The sequence below is a fragment of the Pseudomonas orientalis genome (genome assembly GCF_002934065.1).
GTDB lineage: Bacteria > Pseudomonadota > Gammaproteobacteria > Pseudomonadales > Pseudomonadaceae > Aquipseudomonas > Aquipseudomonas orientalis_A.
On the sequence record NZ_CP018049.1, the window covers coordinates 2,024,546 to 2,040,908 of the forward strand.

Sequence of the window (16,363 nt, forward strand, 5' to 3'; positions counted from 1 at the left end):
AAGGATTTCAGGCGTGACTCGATTTCCCGTTGGAAACGGTGCAAAAGTGTGGGAGGGGGCTTGCCCCCGATAGCAGCAGATCAGTCAATGAGTTGGTTGCATGACCCACCGCCATCGGGGGCAAGCCCCCTCCCACATTGGATCTCCATTGGGTCTCCAATGTGGGCTTAAACCCTCACTTCATTTCTACAATCACCTGCTCGTTCCACAGCTGCGGCAGCTTCTTGGACGTCGCTTCCCAGGCATCGGCATCCTTGATCGGCTGCGGGTTGGCCTTGGTGTATTGCTCACCCGGGATCAGGTTTTTGGCGATGTCAGCCGGCAGTTTCAGGTCGGTCTCGGCGCGGATCGGACGGGCATTGCCTTTGGCCAGGTTGAGTTGGCCGGCATCGCTGAAGATGTATTCGCGCGTCAGCTTGGCGGCGTTCGGGTGCTTGGCGTACTTGTTGATGATGGTGGTGTAGCCGGACTTCACCGAGCCATCCGATGGGATCAGCACCACGTAGTCATCCGGGTTGGCCATCTTGGCCTTGTAGCTCAGACCGTTGAAGTCCCAGACGATACCCACTTCGACTTCGCCTTTTTCCAGGGTGGCGATGGTCGGGTTGGACAGGCCGAGGCGACCTTGCTGGGCAATCTTGGTGAAGAACTGCAGGCCCGGTGCGATGTTTTTCTCGTCGCCCTTGTTGGCGATGGCGGCGGCGAGTACCGCGTTGGAGGCTTGGGCGGCGGTGCTTACGTCACCCACCGAGACCTTGTATTTGCCGGTTTGCAGGTCGGCCCAACTGGTCGGGACTTCGGAGCCGTGGAGCAGTTTCTTGTTGACGATAAACGCGATAGTGCCGGTGTAGGCCAGTGCCCAGTGGCCGTCTTTGTCCTTCGCCCAATCCGGTACCGAAGCCCAGGTGGAGGGTTTGTACGGCTGGGTCACTTCCTGCTTCACCGCGATGGGACCGAAGGCGGCGCCCACGTCGCCGATATCCGCGCTGGCATTGTCTTTTTCGGCCTTGAACTTGGCGATTTCCTGGGCCGAGCTCATGTCGGTGTCGATGTGCTTGAGGCCATGGATGCGGGCCAGGTCGTCCCAGGTGCCTTTCCAGTTGGCCCAGTCATCGGGCATGCCGACGCTGTTCACGGCGCCCTCGCTCTTGGCGGCGGCTTCCAAGGTTTTTAGATCGGTATCAGCGGCCATGGCGGCGGTGCACATGGCAATGGTCGAGCCTAACAGTGATGCCAGGAAAAGCTGTTTCATCCGAAGCTCCTTTGGGCGTTTATCACGCGGCGTTTTATCTGAACGTTGGCGAGGGTGTGGTCTAGGTCAGCAATACCTGAGCCAATCTAGGCCCGATGGATGACAGTTTCATGTCGATGTCGTTTTTGAAGCACGGGTGTCGCTGCGTTCAGACTTAGCGTAGACCATGCCCAAGTGCCCGCAGGCCATGGACTTGGCCGATGTATTGCAGGGTGTGGTGCGGGCAGCGACATCCATTGTCATCTGTCGGTCATCTGCAATGCCTAGGCTGGCAAGCAGCAGCACGAGCCCATCAAGAGCGCGTTTTTTGCACCTGAACGGTGCTGGTCTAGTCCAGATAGGTAACGTTGATGCGTGACGAGGCAATCAAGGCGGTAACCTCCATCGGCCTGGCGCTGCAAGAGCAGATCGATCATGGCCTGTTGCCGCCTGCCAGCAAACTGCCCGCCGAACGCAAGCTCAGCGAGTTGTTTGGTACCACTCGGATTACCGTGCGCGAAGCCTTGTTACAGCTGGAGGCCCAAGGGCAGATCTATCGCGAGGAGCGCAGGGGCTGGTTCGTCTCGCCACCCCGGTTGGCCTATAACCTGATGCAGCGCAGCCACTTTCACGCGATGGTCAGCGACCAGGGGCGCGTGGCGTCCACTGAGGTTATTTCGGCGCGCCTGCAACCGGCGTCGGCGGCGGTGTGTGCGTGGCTGCGGCTGCCGGCGTTGTCCAGCGTGATCCAGATTTGCCGGGCGCGCCGGATCGACGGGCGTCTGGTGCTGTACGTGGAGCACTACCTGAACCCCCACTATTTCCCGGACATCCTGGCGTGCGATTTGAATCAGTCGATGACCGAACTCTATGCGCGCAAGTACGACTTGCACTACGGGCGGGTGCGTTTCGAGATCGTGCCGACCTCCCTGCCGGTGGAAGCCGCCGCTGCGTTGCGCGTATCGGTGGGCAGCCCGGGCTTGCGGATCGCCCGGGTCAACTATGACCAGCACCAGCGCTTGATCGACTGCGACCTTGAGTTCTGGCGCCATGATGCGATTCATGTGGGGGTGGACGTCATGGCATCAGCGTCTTGATTACCTGATCGACATTGGTTTCCAGCTCGGTTACAGGATCGGCACCGTCCACATTCAACACCAGCAGGTTGGCGCCGCCGGCAGTGACAGCCGCTTTCACCGCCTCACTCGGCTGGCGGTGGTGCAGCACCAGCGCCACGTCATTGTCTTTCAACTGCGCACTGAGTTTTTGCAACGCTTCAGGCGTCCAGTCTGCATCCGGCCGCGCATCGGTGCCGAGCAGTTCCAGGTTCAAGCTGCTGACCAGATAGGCGAAGTGATCGCTCAAGCTGACCACGCTCAGATTATCGGCCCTGGCCAGGCGTGCCTCGCTGTCGGCGGTGAGCTTGAGCAGGCGTTGCTTGAGCGCGGCCAGGTTAGCGTCGATCTGCGCTTTGGCGCCCGGCGCCAGGCGGCTCAGGTCGGCCGCCAACACATCGGCCATGCGTCCCATGTTGTTGCTCGACTGCCAGGGTTGGCTGTTCAAGCCATCGCTGACGCCCGGCTGCACGGCGATGCCCGGCAAACCGCCGTCCACCGGGCGCGCGGCGTCGACTTCGACAATACGGATGTTGCTGCGTCGCGCCACGGGGTAGAGCGGGTCATCGGCCCACAGCGAGCGCAGGCCGATGGCGGCATCGGCATCCTGGGCCAGTTGGCTCAGCGCCGACGCACCGCGCCCGGTGAAGTAGGACACTTGCCGCGAACCGGGCAAATTGGCGGGTGCCGCGCGTTCGAGCTGCACGTCGCAGCCTTTGAGCAGCACTTCAGCAAGGCCGTAGGTGATCGGCAACGACGCCAGCACCTTGACCGGTTTTACCGATTTGGCCTTGGCCAGCGCGGCATGGCCAAGGCCATGGTTGGCAACGAAGTCCCTGGTTTGAAAACCATCCACGACGGCGAGCGCCGAGGTGCTGAGCAAGCAGGCAATGGTCAGGGCCAGTGGGCGAAAGACAGGGCGCATTATCCAAGATTCCCTTTGAGGCTGGGCACGGTGCCGCGCGCGATGGCGGCGAGGGCAAAGGCGATGCCGGCAACCAGAATGATCGCGGCACCGGACGGTACAGGCAGATCGAAGATGATCGGCAGCAGGATGCCGCACAGGGTACTGACGGTAGCGATTGCCACCGAAACCCAGAAGAAGCCCTTGAGCGATTGGCTCAATAGCCGCGCCGCCGCCGCCGGAATCACCAGCAGGGCACCGACCAGGATCGCGCCGATCACCTTGACCGCCGCGACGGTGATCAGCGTCACCAGAATCACGAACAGATAGTCCAAGGTCTTCACCGCCACGCCGCGCACTGCCGCCAGTTGCGGGTTGAAGCTGGCGAGCATGATGCGGTTGTACAGCGGCAGCGCCAGGGCCATCACCAGCGCACCGACCACCGCCAGCACCAGCAAGTCGTTGCCGTTGACCGTCAGCACCGAGCCAAACAGCACGTTTTCCAGAATGTGCACATTGATCTTGCCGGCCAGGGTCAACAGCAGGCTGGCGCCCAACGCCAGGGACACCGACAGGAATACGCCGATCAGCGTATCCGGCGCCAGGCCGGTGCGGTTGCGCAGGTAATTGAGCAGGATGCCGAACAGCAGGCAGTAGCCGAACAGGCTGCCGTAGGGCCCGGTGTAGGGTTCACCGAGCAGGATGCCCACGGCCACGCCGGTCAGGGCGGCATGGCCGACCGCTTCGGAGAAAAACGCAAAGCGCTTGACCACCACCAGCGTGCCCAGTCCGCCCAGTACCGGGCCGATCAGCAACCCGGCGAGCAGCGCGTTGACCACAAAACCGTAGGCCAGCGCCTCCGGCAAATAGCCGGAAGAGGCCCAGCCCTGGACCATCAGGCGAAACGCTTCATAACTCATTGCGCCGGGCTCCGAGGGTGAGTGGAAAACAAGGTCAGCAGGCGATCCGGGGTCAGCGCTTCCCGGGGCGTGGCGTCGAACAGCACGCGGCGGTTCAGGCCGGTGACACGGTCGGCCAGACGGCCAACGGCTTCCAGGTCATGCTCGACCCAGAGCACGGTGATCCCGGCCAGTCGCCAGTCCCTGAGCAAGCGTTCGAATACCTGGATACCGGCTTCGTCCAGCGCCGACATCGGCTCATCCAGCACCAGCAATTGCGGCGCCGGAATCAGACCCTGGGCCAGCAGCACGCGCTGGCGCTCGCCACCGGACAGCGCGCCCATGCGCCGCTTGCGCTTGTCCTGCATGCCGACTCGTTCCAGCGCCTCGCCAATCGCACCGGCGTAGTGCCGGGACAGGCCAAGAAACGCCGGCCGCCGCTGGCACATGGCAGCCATGAAATCATCCACCGTCATCGGCAACCCCCGGTCGAACTCCAGGGCCTGGGGCACGTAGCCGATGGTGCCGGGCGTGGTCGGCCATGCCAGGCTCAATCGGCCCTGATGCGGCGTTTGTCCCAGCAGGGTCTTGATCAGTGAACTCTTGCCGCCGCCGTTCGGGCCGACCAGCGCGTGGATGCTGCCGGGCTGAACCTGGAAACTCACGCCATCGAGAATCACGGTACGGCCCAGGGTCAGCGCGACGTTGTCGAAGTCCAGCGTCGGGCCGCTGCTTGCAATGTTCAGATGTTCTGCCGCCGTCATGTTCCCGACTCCTGGATCGCCCGGACCACGGTATTGAGGTTGCCGGTCATTTCCACTTCGTACTTCTGGGCGCTGTATTCGCCGTAGGAAATATGTGACAGCGGATACAGCTTGACCCCGGATTCACGCTGGATAGTATCGACATAGGTGGACGGGAAATCCATTTCCGAGAAGATCACTTTCACGTCCAGGGCGCGCAGTTCATCGATGGTTTTCTTCAGCTGGCTGGGGCTCGGTTCGATGCCGTGGGCCGGTTCGACCACGGCGGTGACTTCCAGGCCGAACTCGCGCAGCAGGTAGTCGTAGGCCGCGTGCACCGTGGCTACGCGCAGGTCCGGGTTGGGTGCGCTGGTCAGCTTGGCCAGGGCGTCGGCGCGCATCTGGCGCAGACGCTTGCCGTAGGCGCGGGCGTTCTGGGTGTAGACCTTGGCGTTGTCCGGGTCCAGCCTGCCCAACTCGCGGGCGATGTTATTGACCTGGGCAATCGACGCGCTGATCGACAGGAACGTGTGCGGGTTGACCACCTTGCCCGCACCGCGCGCGGCGTTACCGGTGGCGGCCAGCAGCGGCACATTGGCGTTGGCTTCGATCACCGGGATATCCGGGCGCTCGCTGGTGGCGATCATGCGGTCGGCGAAGTCGTCATGCCCCACGCCATTGAGCACGATCACGTCCAGGGTGCCGATGCGCTTGATGTCTTCGGCGCGCGGTTCGTAGGCATGGGGGTTGAAGCCCGCCGGAATCAGCGGCACCACCTCGGCCTTGTCGCCGACGATGTTGGCCACGTAGCTGTAGTAAGGATGCAAGGTGATGCCGATGCGCAGGCGTTTGCTCGCCTCGGCGTTCGCCAGGGGAGCGAGGATCAGGCTGAACAGGCCAACCAGCAACAGGCGCAACAGGGGAGATGAAATGGACATGGGCACTCGGTCTTCTCGTTCAGTGGCGGTGCTGGCGGGTCACGCCGGCATCGAATTGCGCGACCACCTGCTGCCAGCCGGCAGCGATCAGCGCCTGGTCAGTGAGGTCGGAGGGGACGGCCAGGTGTTTGCCACGGTTGAGCCAGATATCCGGCTCGGCGCCTTGCACGCGCATCAGCAGCGAGCCACTGATGTCGGTGGCCTGGCTCAAGCCCAGGTAGGTCGAGGGCGCGAGCAGTTGCCAGCGATGATCGCCACGGCTGACGGAACTGGCGTCCTGAGCGAACGGGGCAAAGCCTTCGTGCGCCAATTGGTCAGGCGTGGGCAGGGCGTTCTGCTCTTGCTGCAGCAAGTGGATTTCATCCAGGGTCACCCGCAGGTCGGCGTAGATGCCTTGTTCGGCGGCGCTCAGGTCACGCCGGGCATCCAACTGATGACTGGGCACTGCTGCGATTTCTTGGGTTTCACCGTGCAAGGCCACCACCGTTCCCGCCACCGCCAGGATGATCAGGCACAGCAACAGCACATAGAGGGTTTCATGCCCCGCGCCGGCGGGGCGCACTACCTGTACGGTACTCATGGCGCCTGGATATCCGCTTGATCGATTTCCACCACATGACCGGGGCCGGCATCGAACAGCACATAGAATTCGGCCGCAGGTTTCTTGAAGGTCAGGGTCGAATCCTCACCGAGCTTGCCCGGCACCAGAATGGTCTCGTCGTAGCCGATCACATCCAGGGTCACGCCCGGAGCGCCGCTGCCGTCGGAGAACCCGCCCTTGCACTGGATCTGTTCACCGGGGATTTCCTTGCACTCGCACATCGGGTTGTGAGCGAAGGCAAGTTGACTAAAGCCGGTACTGAGCAACAGTACGCAACCGGCAGTCAGGCGTTTGAATATCATGGTTTGACTCCTTGCTTGTTCAACCAGGCAATGGTGGCAGGCGAGGCCTGGCTCAGCGGGATGGAACCCTGGTGCAGGGTGCCGTCCCAGCCTTCCATGGTGACCCACAGCTCGGCATCGACCGGCGTGCGTTCCGGCACCGGCACGATGGCGCCCATGCGGTACGGCGTACCAAAGAAGATCACCCCGGCGGCCCGGAGGCTGCGGGGCTTGCCGATGCGCAGGTAAGTGGCCTTGACCTGCTCGGCGCAGGTGGCGCACAGGGCCGCGTTAAACGCTTTCATCGGGCCGGCCGGGTCGGGGCGCGGGCCTTCGTTGCGAAACTCGGCGAGGGTCAGGCTCCAGGGACCGACTTGAATGTCCCCGGCGACCCGCTCGCCAATACCGGCATCCCCGCGAAACAGGGCGGCATCGGCAAAATACTTGGGCATGAACCCCAGCGGCACCAGCAACAGCAGGATATTTATATGGAAACGCCACTTCAGCCACCAGGCCCGCAGGGGTGAAGAGGGTTTGGCCACGACTCTGCTCATCAGTGAGTCTCCGAGGTTTCAGCCTGCAAGGCCGGGTTGGGCACAGGCTGGCGCTGGGTCTTGGCCTCGCGTTTGAAGGCGTTGAGGGTGGCCAGGGCGGTGCGCTTGGTCCAGATCAGCAAGCCGCTCAACACCATCATGCTCAGCACCAGGCCGAAGAAGGCCCAGATCAGCTTGATCCACAGGCCGCCAAAATCACCGGTGTGCAGCGGGCGCATGGACTCGGTGACGAACTCCAGCGCGGTGCGGTCGGACAGCAGGTGCGATACGGCGATTTCACCGCTGTAGGGATTCAGTTGCGCGGTCTGGAACATCAGCGGGTACCAGCCGCGCCCGCCGATCTGCAGGTGGCTGTAGGCATTGAGCGGCAGGAAGGCAAAGGTGGCTTCCAGCCCGGGGATGCGCTGGGTGGCGATCTTGATCGCGTCGTCCAGGGCAATCATCGGGGCCGGCACGCCGGGTGCGGACAGCGGCACCTTTTCCCGGGCAATCACCGGCACGATGGGCTCGCTGGAAATGGAGATCTGGTTGTCACCCAGAATCGCCTGGATCAGGAACCAGGTGCCGGTAATGGAGATGACGGCGATGAACCAGATTGACCAGATACCGCTCAGGCGGTGGAAGTCGCCCCAGAAAATCCGTGCGCCGTGACGGATGCGCAGGGTGGGGCGCAAAAAACCTTTCCAGAAACGCTTGTACACCACAAGGCCCGTGACCAACGAGGCCAGCAGCGGCAGGCCGAGCAGCGACACCAGGTACCAGCCCCAACTGAAGCCATTGGTAAACGGCACCAGCCACCAGCCGTGGAGGGCGCGAGTGAATTGCTGGAAGTCGAAGGCCGGGCTGATCCCCTGGAGGGCGCCCGTGTAGGGGTTGGCATAGGCATCGACCGAACGCCCGTCCGGATAGCTGAGGCCTACCATCAACGCGAAGTGCGATTCGTCGGGACGGATGATCGAGCGCACGATGACCTGGGGCTCGTCGCGCTTGATGGCGGCGATCACCTGGTCGAAGCTCAGCGGTTGGGCATCATCCGACGGCTTGCTCGCGCGGATGTCCGGGTTGGCCAGCCAGACGATTTCCTGGCTGACCACCGCCAGGGTGCCGGTGACGCAGACGATCAGGACAAAGAACCAGATGGGCAACGCCAGCCAGCTGTGTACGAGAAACCAGATTTTCGAGCGTGACTTCTTCGACATGTGAATGAGGATCTTGATGGAAGGGGCGATGGAGGCCCGGAAAAGGCCGGTCGTAGCTTTTGCTGACGCGACGGGCTGTATCTAAATTAAGACGAATGAGAATGAGAAATCCCTAAGCGGGAAATGAAAGAAAATGTTTCAGGCTTCCGGGGGGGGGGGCGCGTTACGCATGGGCAATGGTCGTGCGAATTGCACCGAGGGCATCGGTGCAGGCGAAGCGAGTGCCGAGGTTGAGTGACACGCGTTGAACTACGTAGTTACATAAGTATAAAAAATAATCTGGTGGGAGCTGAACGGGTTATTTGCTGTGCTATTTACTTTTTAAATCAACCCATTTGAACGGCTGAATACCCATGCCTGCGGGAGGCAGGCAAAGACATGGATTAAATCCTGAAAAAAATAAAGGATATTGTATTGACGGTATCGGAAGCTTCGGCTTAAGTAGGTGTCGGCTTGGAAGTCAGATAATTTTATAAAAAAGGAAGTTTGTTATATGTCCGTATCCGTCGTTCATCCGAACTCTAAGATAATAAATTCTTATTACTTTCCAGCGTGGCTGATTGCATCGGCTATTTGATCGCCGCCTGTCACCTGAGTTGTCATTGTTGCGATTGTCGCTGTTCCCGAGAGGGAAGGGCACGCATTCATATGCCTGAACAGAGAGTACGTACTCATGTCGATTTTTGATGAAGAAATTCACCGCTCGGTGCAGTGGCAGGATTGGCGCTGGCAGCAGAAGAACGCCCTGCGTGATGAGCCGGCACTTCGCGTGGCCTGCGGTGGTTGGGGCGAGGAAACGACTGCGCACATCGAACATAACCTGCTTGGACGCAAGATGCAGATCACGCCTTACTACATCGATCTGATCAAGCGCTCGCTCACCGCTGGCACGGTCATGGACCACCCGCTGTGGCGGCAAGTGGTGCCGTACTGGAGCGAGCAGGTCGAGGGTGATTACGATGGCACTTCCGAGAACTGGGAGCTGGGCCATGAAATGAAGACGCCCATCTGCCAGCACAAGTACGACAATCGCGTGATCCTGCGCACCACCAATACCTGCAATGCCTATTGCCAGTTCTGCTTCGAAGCGCTGCGCACCTTGCAGGTGGGCACGGACAAGGCCAACGCCAGCCGGGATTCCTTCATGGAGTCGGTGGAGTACATCCGCGCCAACCCGGCCATCGAAGAAGTGATTCTCAGCGGCGGCGACCCACTGATGCTGGCCGACCGCAAGCTTGAAGAGTACCTGGCCGCGCTGCGCGGGATCAGTGACGAGCTGCTGATCCGCGTTCACTCGCGGGCCTTGAGTTTCAACCCGTTTCGCGTGACCGATGAGTTGATCGCGATGCTGGAAAAGTACAAGGTCAATGCGTTTGGCGTGCACGTCTGCCACCCGCTCGAACTCAGCGCTGACTTTGCCGTGGCGGTCAAACGTATTCAGGGCGTTGTGCCGATCGTATTTTCCAATATGCCATTGTTGCGCGGCGTCAACGATGATGAAGCCACACTGCATAAACTGTTTATCGATCTTTATCGTTTGGGTGTGAAGCCTTATTACTTATATCACTTCATGCCGTTTTCTCCCGGCGCCTCTGAATACAAGGCGTCGATCAGTCAGGCCATCGCCATCATGGATCGCCTCAAACGGCGAGTGTCCAATATTGCCCTGCCCGAATATGTTCTACCGCACGCCCAAGGCAAGTTTACGGTGCCGCTGCTGGACTTTGAAAAGCCTGAGGACTTGCCGTACTTCGAAGTTCGCGATGGGCAGCGTCATTACCGTTTCCGTAACTGGGAAGGGCAGTGGTGCAGTTGGCAGGATGCCTGAATAAATTGATGGACTAAGGCGGTATAAAGCATGAAACAGGACGCCATCCTTTTTATCGATGTCGATGACAGCACGTCTGTTCGTTATAACTACCGGGAGCCGCACTTCGCGGCTGCCCGCGCCCAGGGCCTGGTGTGCTTGACGGCGGGCGTGGCAGGGCGCAGGCATGTGCAACGGCTCAGGGATGACAGTGACGCGGTGTTCCTGCTCGACGCACTCAACGAGCAGGCCATTCTTGGCTTGGTCGGCCAGCTCGATGGGCAGTATCAGATTCGCGGGATCTTCTGTCAGGCCGGCCATCCGTCCGCGCTGGGCGAAGTCGGTTGTATCGTTGCGCGAGCTTCCCAGCGCCTGGGCCTGGTGCATAGCCGCCCCGAGGCGGTGGCAGCGTGCAACAACAAGTTCCTGATGCGCAGGGTGCTGAAACAGCACGGCATTGCCTCGGTGCCGTTTACGCTGTGCAATAACGAAGAGCAACTCCAGCAACAGGCCGAGCGGGTCGGTTACCCGCTGATCGCCAAACCGCCCTTTGGCGGCGCTTCGGCGTTTATCAGGAAATGCGCCAATTGGGCGGAACTGCGCAGCCACTACGCGTTGTTTGTCAAAGACCACGCCACGGCGGCGTACGCGGACTTCTATGGCTGCGCGCATACCCTACTGGAGGACGACGGCCAACGGCATGCCTACATTCCCGGGCGCAGCCTGTTGCTGGAGGGCTACATTCCCGGTATCGAAGGCAGTGTGGAATGTGTGGTGGCCGGCGAGCGTGTGCATCCACTGCTGATCAACGAAAAACTGTTGCTGACCGAGCGCAGCGGCACGGTGCTCGAAAACCTGCTGATTTCCCCTCCGACCTCCTTCACCGACCGCGAGTGCGAGCAGATCCGCGCGTACGCCCTGGCGTGTCTGAAGGCGGTCGGCCTGACCAACGCCGTGGTGCATTTCGAGTTCCGCATGACCCCGCAGGGCCCTGTGGTGATCGAGATCAACCCGCGGGTGGGCGGGCTCTATGTGAACGCGGCGTTTCGCGATCTGGCCGGTATCGATCCCTATCAGCTGTATCTTTCGTTGCTGACGGGCGAGCAGGGCATTGACGCGCAATTGGAAGCGAGCGCTCGCAAGGTGGCCGAGGCCGGGCAACATTACGCGATGCTGGCGATCTACCCGCAGCACAGCGGTCGGTTTCAAGGCATTGAAGGCGTGGAGTTCCTGGAACAGAACGTCGCGGTGCTCGAGTATGCCCAGCAGGAGCCGGGGCACATGATCGATGCGGATATCGAGGAACATTATCTGCTCAAGTGCTGGGCCAGGGTCGCGGACGCTGCCGATGCGCGCGCACTGCATGATGCGGTCGGCCAGCACTTGCGCGTCATCATCGACAACCCGGTGGCAGGCTAGCGATATGGATATCCCGACAATTTCCGCGCACTTGCGCGAGCACCATTACTGCCATCGGCCTGACTTTGGCGAGTTGGTCAGTGTCGAGGCGGGCGAAGAGCAGAGCTTTCGCGCGTACTGGGCCAACCTGGTGCGCGACGAGGCGTTCAAGGCGTACACCCATCGCGAGCGGCGTATTCTGCGCTATCGTTTATCATCGTCACGGCAATTGCAGATCGACAGGAGCACTGCGTTCAAGTCGCCGGTCACCTACGCCGTCAACTATCGCCAGGGGGTGAACCATTTGAGCTACAGCGAGGAAGGTTTTATCGAACATCCGCTGATGCGCAAGCTGCTGGCCACCGACCTGGCGGTGATCGCACCGCACCTGGGCGAGCAGAGTCATACCATTGATATCCACCAGTTTCGTGTGCGGGCGGACGCGCAAGCGTGCAGCCCCACCACGTCGGGGATTCACCAGGATGGTCTGGATTGGGTGTTCATGCATTTTATCGGCGAGCACAACACATTGCCGGTGGTCTCGGAAGTGTTTACCAGTGATGAGGAGCACAGTCGCGTGTTGAATCTGCCGATGACGCGCTTCCTGGAAACCCTCGTGATCGATGACCGAGGGCTCTACCATCGCGCCGGCGATGTGCGGCCGAAGGTAGAGTCGACACCGGCCTGGCGCGACATGCTGCTGGTCAGCCTGCGCAGCGTGCCGGATGATCAAACGGTGCCGCCTGCATGAGCCATGATCAACAGTTGTACCTGTCGATCCGCAACGCGCGGCTGATCATCTTCGCTCGCGGCGTGTCGGACTTTGGTGCCTTCCTCAACATGGTGGCCTTGTCCACCTATGTCTACTGGCTCAGCCAAAGCGTGGTGTTCGTCAGCATCTTCCTGGCGTGCCGCGTGACCGGTGGCATTGTCGCCAGCCTGTTCGGCATCCCGTTTTTCCGGCGTTTCGCCGGGCGCGGCACCCTGGCCGGGCTGGACCTTGCGCGAGCGCTGTTGTTGACGCCGTTGCTGCTGCTGATCCCCGCGCATCAACTCAGTCTGCTGCCGTTTATCGCCTTTGGTATCGGCCTGTGCAATTCGCTGTTCGCCATCGGCCTCAACAGCCAGTTGCCCACCTGGGTTGCCCTTGAACAGCGGGTCGATACCAACGCCTGGATCACCTCGGCGGCCGCGACCGGCGCGGTGTTCGGCAGTTTGCTGTCGGGGCTGCTGATTGCCACGGGGGGATTCGAGGCGGTATTCGCGGTGAATATTAGCACCTATGTGATCGCCGCTCTCCTGGTGCTGCCGCTGCGTGCGTTGTACAGCGCTGCCGTCGCCACCCATCGCGGCCTTTCGGCCGAGTGGCACGCGTTGACCAAGGGACTGCGCGGGGCGCCGGTACTGGCTGCGATGTTGTTGATCAGCATGCTCGACACCCTTGGCAGCGCGGCGCATAACGTCGGCTGGCCGGTGCTGTCCCAGTACATTTCGCCGGACACGGCCAAAACCGTGATGGGTTACCTGCTGGCAGTCTGGGCTTGTGGCAAGTTTATCGGGGCGCGTATCGCCAGTGCGTTGTTGAAGGGCCGTGGCACGCCAGGCATGGAGCGGTTGTTCATGTTTGGCGTGGCGCTGATGTCCAGCGGTTTTATCCTGACGTTCCAGCAAACCGAATTGTGGCTGGCACTGCTGTGGGTGGTGTGGGCGGGACTGGGGGACGGGCTCTCCGAGGTGGCATTGGTCTCACGTGCGCAGAGCGAACCGGATAGCTTGCGCCTGCCCCTGTTCAGCTTGCTGACCCTGATTCAGATGGCGGGTTTTGGCGTGGGGATGCTGGTGGTGGGGCCATTCTATGTCACGTGGACGCCGGCCCAGGTGATCGTGCTGTTCCATGGGCTACCGCTGACGGCGTTGGGCGTGATGACCTTGTGGCTGGGGTGCGCGGCTTACCGGGGCAGGCCGGACGCGTCGGATTCACCGCCCTCGCGTTGATCGTCGCAGCGGGAAGGGAGCTGGCGTACTCGCAGCTCCCACGAGGATCGGATCGGTGGCTCAGGCCTGTGCAGTAGGCTCCAGCAACTGCGCCCCCGGCCCGCGCTCACCGAGTTGGTCGCCCTGGTTGCGCAACGGGCACGCTTCCATCGACAGGCACCCGCAGCCTATGCAGCCATTGAGCTTGTCGCGCAACTGCGACAATTTATCGATCCGCTCATCCAGGTCTTCCCGCCAGCGTGCCGACAGACGTGCCCAATCCTTGGCCGTGGGCGTGCGGCCATCGGGCAATGCCTGCAACGCCTCGCCGATGGTCGCCAGCGGAATCCCCAGGCGCTGGGCGATCTTGATCACCACCACCCGCCGCAACACATCCCGTGGGTAGCGCCGTTGGTTGCCGGCGTTGCGATTGCTTTTGATCAGCCCCTTGGTTTCATAGAAATGCAGGGCAGTAACGGCCACGCCGCTGCGGGCAGCCAGTTGGCCAACGGTGAGTTCCTTGTTGAGCATACAAACCCCTATTCAGCGCTTGACCTTGACTTAACTAGAGGTTTTACCCTGCGTGGCACTGGATCGCAAGATTCTGCCTACAAAGAAAGGGGAGTGTTCATGCAGGTATCAGAGAAGAGTCTCAGCTTCACGCAGTTGATCGAGTTTCAGATCGAGCCCCGCCAGCAATCTGCCCTGGTGGCGGCCTTGACCGTGCAAAGCGAGCGACTGGCGCAGAGCCACGGCGGTTTTTTAAGCGCGAGCGTGCAGGTCAGCGATGACGGGCGGCGGGTGCTCAATTACCTGCAATGGCAATCCCGTGAGGATGGCGAGGCGGCATTCCGGCGCTTCGAGCAGGGTGGCGAGGATTTCTGGACGCTGATCCGAGTACACCAGGCCAAAGCGGTGATCTTTGATTCGTTTCAGGTGCTGCGCAGTTTTGAGCGCAGCCATGACGACGCCTTGCACTGCCGCCTAAATGGATAGATGCAGCATCCGCTCGCCCTGCAGGTTTTCCCCCGGCCTGCGCTTGTTCACCGCCAACTCGCCGATCTTGATCAGCCGCGCGCGCGTGACGTTGCGGCTCAAGCCCAGGAGGCTGGCGGTGTGCACCTGGTTGCAGTGGCTGAAGCGGTAAGCGGCGCGTAACAGCGCGTCCTCGACCTTCTCGTGCAGGGCGCCGGCCTGTTCCTCGAACAGTTGTTGAAAGGCCCGTTCGAGCAACGCTTCGGCGCTGTTGTCGGTATATTGCTGGCTGTCGTCTTGGCGTTCGATACGCAGGTTCGACAGGCGCAGATCGTCGCGTTCGATCACGCTGTTGCGGCAAATCAGCAAGGTGTGATGAATCACGTTTTCCAGCTCGCGAATATTGCCCGGCCAGCTGTAGCTCCTGAGCTTGTGTTCGGCCTCGCGGCTGAGGCTGATCGGACCATAACCCAGGCGTCGGCTGTAGGCGTCGATAAAATGCCGGGTCAGCGGCAGGATATCGCCGGGGCGCTCGCGCAGCGGGCTAAGCTCCAGGCTGACCACGTCGAGACGGTAGTAAAGGTCCTCGCGAAAGTGTCCGGCGTTGATGGCTTTTTCAAGTTGTACATTGGTTGCCGCCAGTACCCGCACATCGATAGGAATACTCTTGCGCGAGCCCAGGCGTACCACTTCACGTTCCTGCAGCACCCGAAGCAGCTTGACTTGAATCGGCAGGGGCAAATCGCCGATTTCATCGAGGAACAATGTGCCGCCATCGGCCTCTTCGAACCAGCCCGCCTTGGCACTGAGGGCGCCGGTAAAGGCACCTTTTTCATGACCGAACAGCTCGGCTTCGACAAGGGATTCAGAAAGCGCTCCGCAGTTGACCGCCACGAATGGCCGGTTGCGCCGCGCGCTGAGGTTGTGGATGTGCCGGGCTACCAGCTCCTTGCCGGTGCCGGTTTCGCCGATGATCAGTACGCTGGCTTCGCTGGGCGCCACTTGCTGGATGTGGTCGAGCAGGGCCTTGGATTTGGGGTCTTCGAACACCTGCGCCGTGGCACGAATGGAGGTCGCTAGCGCGGGCGAGGGGGGGAGGGTTAATAACTGCATGGACACCTCTCTTGGAAATAAAATGCGGGAATTGCCGTTGGCGAGTCGCGGCAACGTGGGCGGGCAGCGTTGTTTATAGAGGGATTCTTATATTCCGTAAATTAATTGATTTACATATTTATAGATCATAAAGAAATAACTGGTGGCGATTATCGAGCCTGCCGGTACGGTTGATAGCGACTATCGAGGACGGTGATTTTTCAGCGTGCGGGGGCGGGAGTAGCCTGTGTTCATTGATTCGACACCTCCTTTGCAGGGCCACCGCCATGATCCGTTCACTCGCTGTTTCGCTGTTGCTTGCCATCTCTGTCCTTGCCGGATGCGCGACTCATCCGTCCCCTGAGCTGCGGCCTTACACGGCACAGGAAACCCAACAACTGGCGTTGGAAGCGCTGAGCCGTCGTGGCCTGTCGTTTGATGACTACCAACGCCAGCGCGCGGCACTGACCGGCCAGCCACAGAAAGCGTTCGGTTTTGACCATCAAGGCGAAATGAATGCCGAGCGCAGCATAGCCTTGAAGGATCGCCCCAGTTGAGCGGTGCTGTTGAGGTGAAAAACCCGGGTTTCCCATCAGGAATCTCGGGTTTTTTGTTTTCCGTGGCGTGACTTCAGCCTGTTAAGCTGAATTTC

Annotated in this window: 18 protein-coding genes; 7 read left to right on the plus strand and 11 right to left on the minus strand. The window is 61.0% G+C overall.

What is annotated here, in order from left to right; genetic code table 11:
• Positions 1 to 175: 175 nt before the first annotated feature.
• Positions 176 to 1,252, minus strand: a complete 1,077-nt coding sequence (locus BOP93_RS09240) for an ABC transporter substrate-binding protein (protein ID WP_065888223.1) — start codon at positions 1,250 to 1,252, stop codon at positions 176 to 178.
• 350 nt (positions 1,253 to 1,602) lie between these two features.
• On the opposite strand from BOP93_RS09240, the gene BOP93_RS09245 reads away from it, so the two are divergent.
• A complete protein-coding gene (locus tag BOP93_RS09245) occupies positions 1,603 to 2,328 on the plus strand; it encodes a UTRA domain-containing protein (protein ID WP_104502349.1) in 726 nt (241 codons plus the stop codon).
• Here the strand turns inward: BOP93_RS09245 and BOP93_RS09250 are convergent.
• Genes BOP93_RS09250 through BOP93_RS09285 form a run of 8 tightly spaced genes read right to left on the minus strand, consistent with a single transcriptional unit; the run spans position 2,309 to position 8,465 of the window.
• Positions 2,309 to 3,271, minus strand: coding sequence for a metal ABC transporter solute-binding protein, Zn/Mn family (locus BOP93_RS09250; RefSeq protein WP_104502350.1), 963 nt, complete (start codon positions 3,269 to 3,271; stop codon positions 2,309 to 2,311). The two genes, BOP93_RS09245 and BOP93_RS09250, sit on opposite strands and share 20 nt — an antisense overlap.
• Positions 3,271 to 4,170 (minus strand): metal ABC transporter permease, encoded by a 900-nt coding sequence (locus BOP93_RS09255; RefSeq protein ID WP_065895922.1) that lies wholly within the window; start codon positions 4,168 to 4,170, stop codon positions 3,271 to 3,273. Before BOP93_RS09255 ends, BOP93_RS09250 begins: the two co-directional genes overlap by 1 nt.
• The gene (locus BOP93_RS09260) at positions 4,167 to 4,913 is read right to left on the minus strand and encodes a metal ABC transporter ATP-binding protein (RefSeq protein WP_104502351.1); all 747 of its coding nucleotides are present in this window, start codon (positions 4,911 to 4,913) and stop codon (positions 4,167 to 4,169) included. The genes BOP93_RS09255 and BOP93_RS09260 overlap by 4 nt, the downstream gene beginning before the upstream one ends.
• On the minus strand, positions 4,910 to 5,830 hold the full coding sequence (locus BOP93_RS09265) for a metal ABC transporter substrate-binding protein (RefSeq protein ID WP_104502352.1): 921 nt from the start codon (positions 5,828 to 5,830) through the stop codon (positions 4,910 to 4,912). Before BOP93_RS09265 ends, BOP93_RS09260 begins: the two co-directional genes overlap by 4 nt.
• 19 nt (positions 5,831 to 5,849) lie before the next feature.
• A complete protein-coding gene (locus tag BOP93_RS09270) occupies positions 5,850 to 6,410 on the minus strand; it encodes a DUF6162 family protein (RefSeq protein WP_104502353.1) in 561 nt (186 codons plus the stop codon).
• Positions 6,407 to 6,733 (minus strand): hypothetical protein, encoded by a 327-nt coding sequence (locus BOP93_RS09275; protein ID WP_104502354.1) that lies wholly within the window; start codon positions 6,731 to 6,733, stop codon positions 6,407 to 6,409. The genes BOP93_RS09270 and BOP93_RS09275 overlap by 4 nt, the downstream gene beginning before the upstream one ends.
• Complete coding sequence (locus BOP93_RS09280; protein WP_104502355.1) at positions 6,730 to 7,266, minus strand: thiamine pyrophosphate-binding protein; 537 nt, start codon at positions 7,264 to 7,266, stop codon at positions 6,730 to 6,732. Before BOP93_RS09280 ends, BOP93_RS09275 begins: the two co-directional genes overlap by 4 nt.
• Positions 7,266 to 8,465, minus strand: a complete 1,200-nt coding sequence (locus BOP93_RS09285) for a PepSY-associated TM helix domain-containing protein (protein WP_104502356.1) — start codon at positions 8,463 to 8,465, stop codon at positions 7,266 to 7,268. Before BOP93_RS09285 ends, BOP93_RS09280 begins: the two co-directional genes overlap by 1 nt.
• A 673-nt stretch (positions 8,466 to 9,138) precedes the next feature.
• Here BOP93_RS09285 and BOP93_RS09290 point away from each other — a divergent pair.
• From BOP93_RS09290 to BOP93_RS09305, 4 genes are read left to right on the plus strand one after another with little or no spacing between them, the layout of a single operon-like run.
• Complete coding sequence (locus BOP93_RS09290; protein ID WP_104502357.1) at positions 9,139 to 10,293, plus strand: KamA family radical SAM protein; 1,155 nt, start codon at positions 9,139 to 9,141, stop codon at positions 10,291 to 10,293.
• A 30-nt stretch (positions 10,294 to 10,323) separates the two neighbouring features.
• Positions 10,324 to 11,691, plus strand: coding sequence for an ATP-grasp domain-containing protein (locus BOP93_RS09295; protein ID WP_104502358.1), 1,368 nt, complete (start codon positions 10,324 to 10,326; stop codon positions 11,689 to 11,691).
• Between the two features lie 4 nt (positions 11,692 to 11,695).
• The gene (locus BOP93_RS09300; RefSeq protein ID WP_104502359.1) at positions 11,696 to 12,421 is read left to right on the plus strand and encodes a 2OG-Fe dioxygenase family protein; all 726 of its coding nucleotides are present in this window, start codon (positions 11,696 to 11,698) and stop codon (positions 12,419 to 12,421) included.
• Positions 12,418 to 13,665, plus strand: a complete 1,248-nt coding sequence (locus BOP93_RS09305; protein WP_104502360.1) for an MFS transporter — start codon at positions 12,418 to 12,420, stop codon at positions 13,663 to 13,665. The genes BOP93_RS09300 and BOP93_RS09305 overlap by 4 nt, the downstream gene beginning before the upstream one ends.
• Positions 13,666 to 13,725: 60 nt before the next feature.
• On the opposite strand, the gene soxR is transcribed toward BOP93_RS09305, so the two are convergent.
• The gene (gene soxR / locus BOP93_RS09310; protein ID WP_104502361.1) at positions 13,726 to 14,175 is read right to left on the minus strand and encodes a redox-sensitive transcriptional activator SoxR; all 450 of its coding nucleotides are present in this window, start codon (positions 14,173 to 14,175) and stop codon (positions 13,726 to 13,728) included.
• Positions 14,176 to 14,274: 99 nt separating this feature from the next.
• On the opposite strand from soxR, the gene BOP93_RS09315 reads away from it, so the two are divergent.
• Positions 14,275 to 14,640 (plus strand): antibiotic biosynthesis monooxygenase, encoded by a 366-nt coding sequence (locus BOP93_RS09315; protein ID WP_104505260.1) that lies wholly within the window; start codon positions 14,275 to 14,277, stop codon positions 14,638 to 14,640.
• Here BOP93_RS09315 and BOP93_RS09320 read toward each other — a convergent pair.
• Positions 14,629 to 15,732: a sigma-54 interaction domain-containing protein gene (locus BOP93_RS09320; RefSeq protein WP_104502362.1), complete on the minus strand. Its 1,104-nt coding sequence runs from the start codon at positions 15,730 to 15,732 to the stop codon at positions 14,629 to 14,631. The genes BOP93_RS09315 and BOP93_RS09320 overlap by 12 nt on opposite strands.
• 266 nt (positions 15,733 to 15,998) lie before the next feature.
• Here BOP93_RS09320 and BOP93_RS09325 point away from each other — a divergent pair, with 266 nt between their 5' ends.
• The gene (locus BOP93_RS09325) at positions 15,999 to 16,268 is read left to right on the plus strand and encodes a hypothetical protein (RefSeq protein ID WP_104502363.1); all 270 of its coding nucleotides are present in this window, start codon (positions 15,999 to 16,001) and stop codon (positions 16,266 to 16,268) included.
• Positions 16,269 to 16,363: the final 95 nt, after the last annotated feature.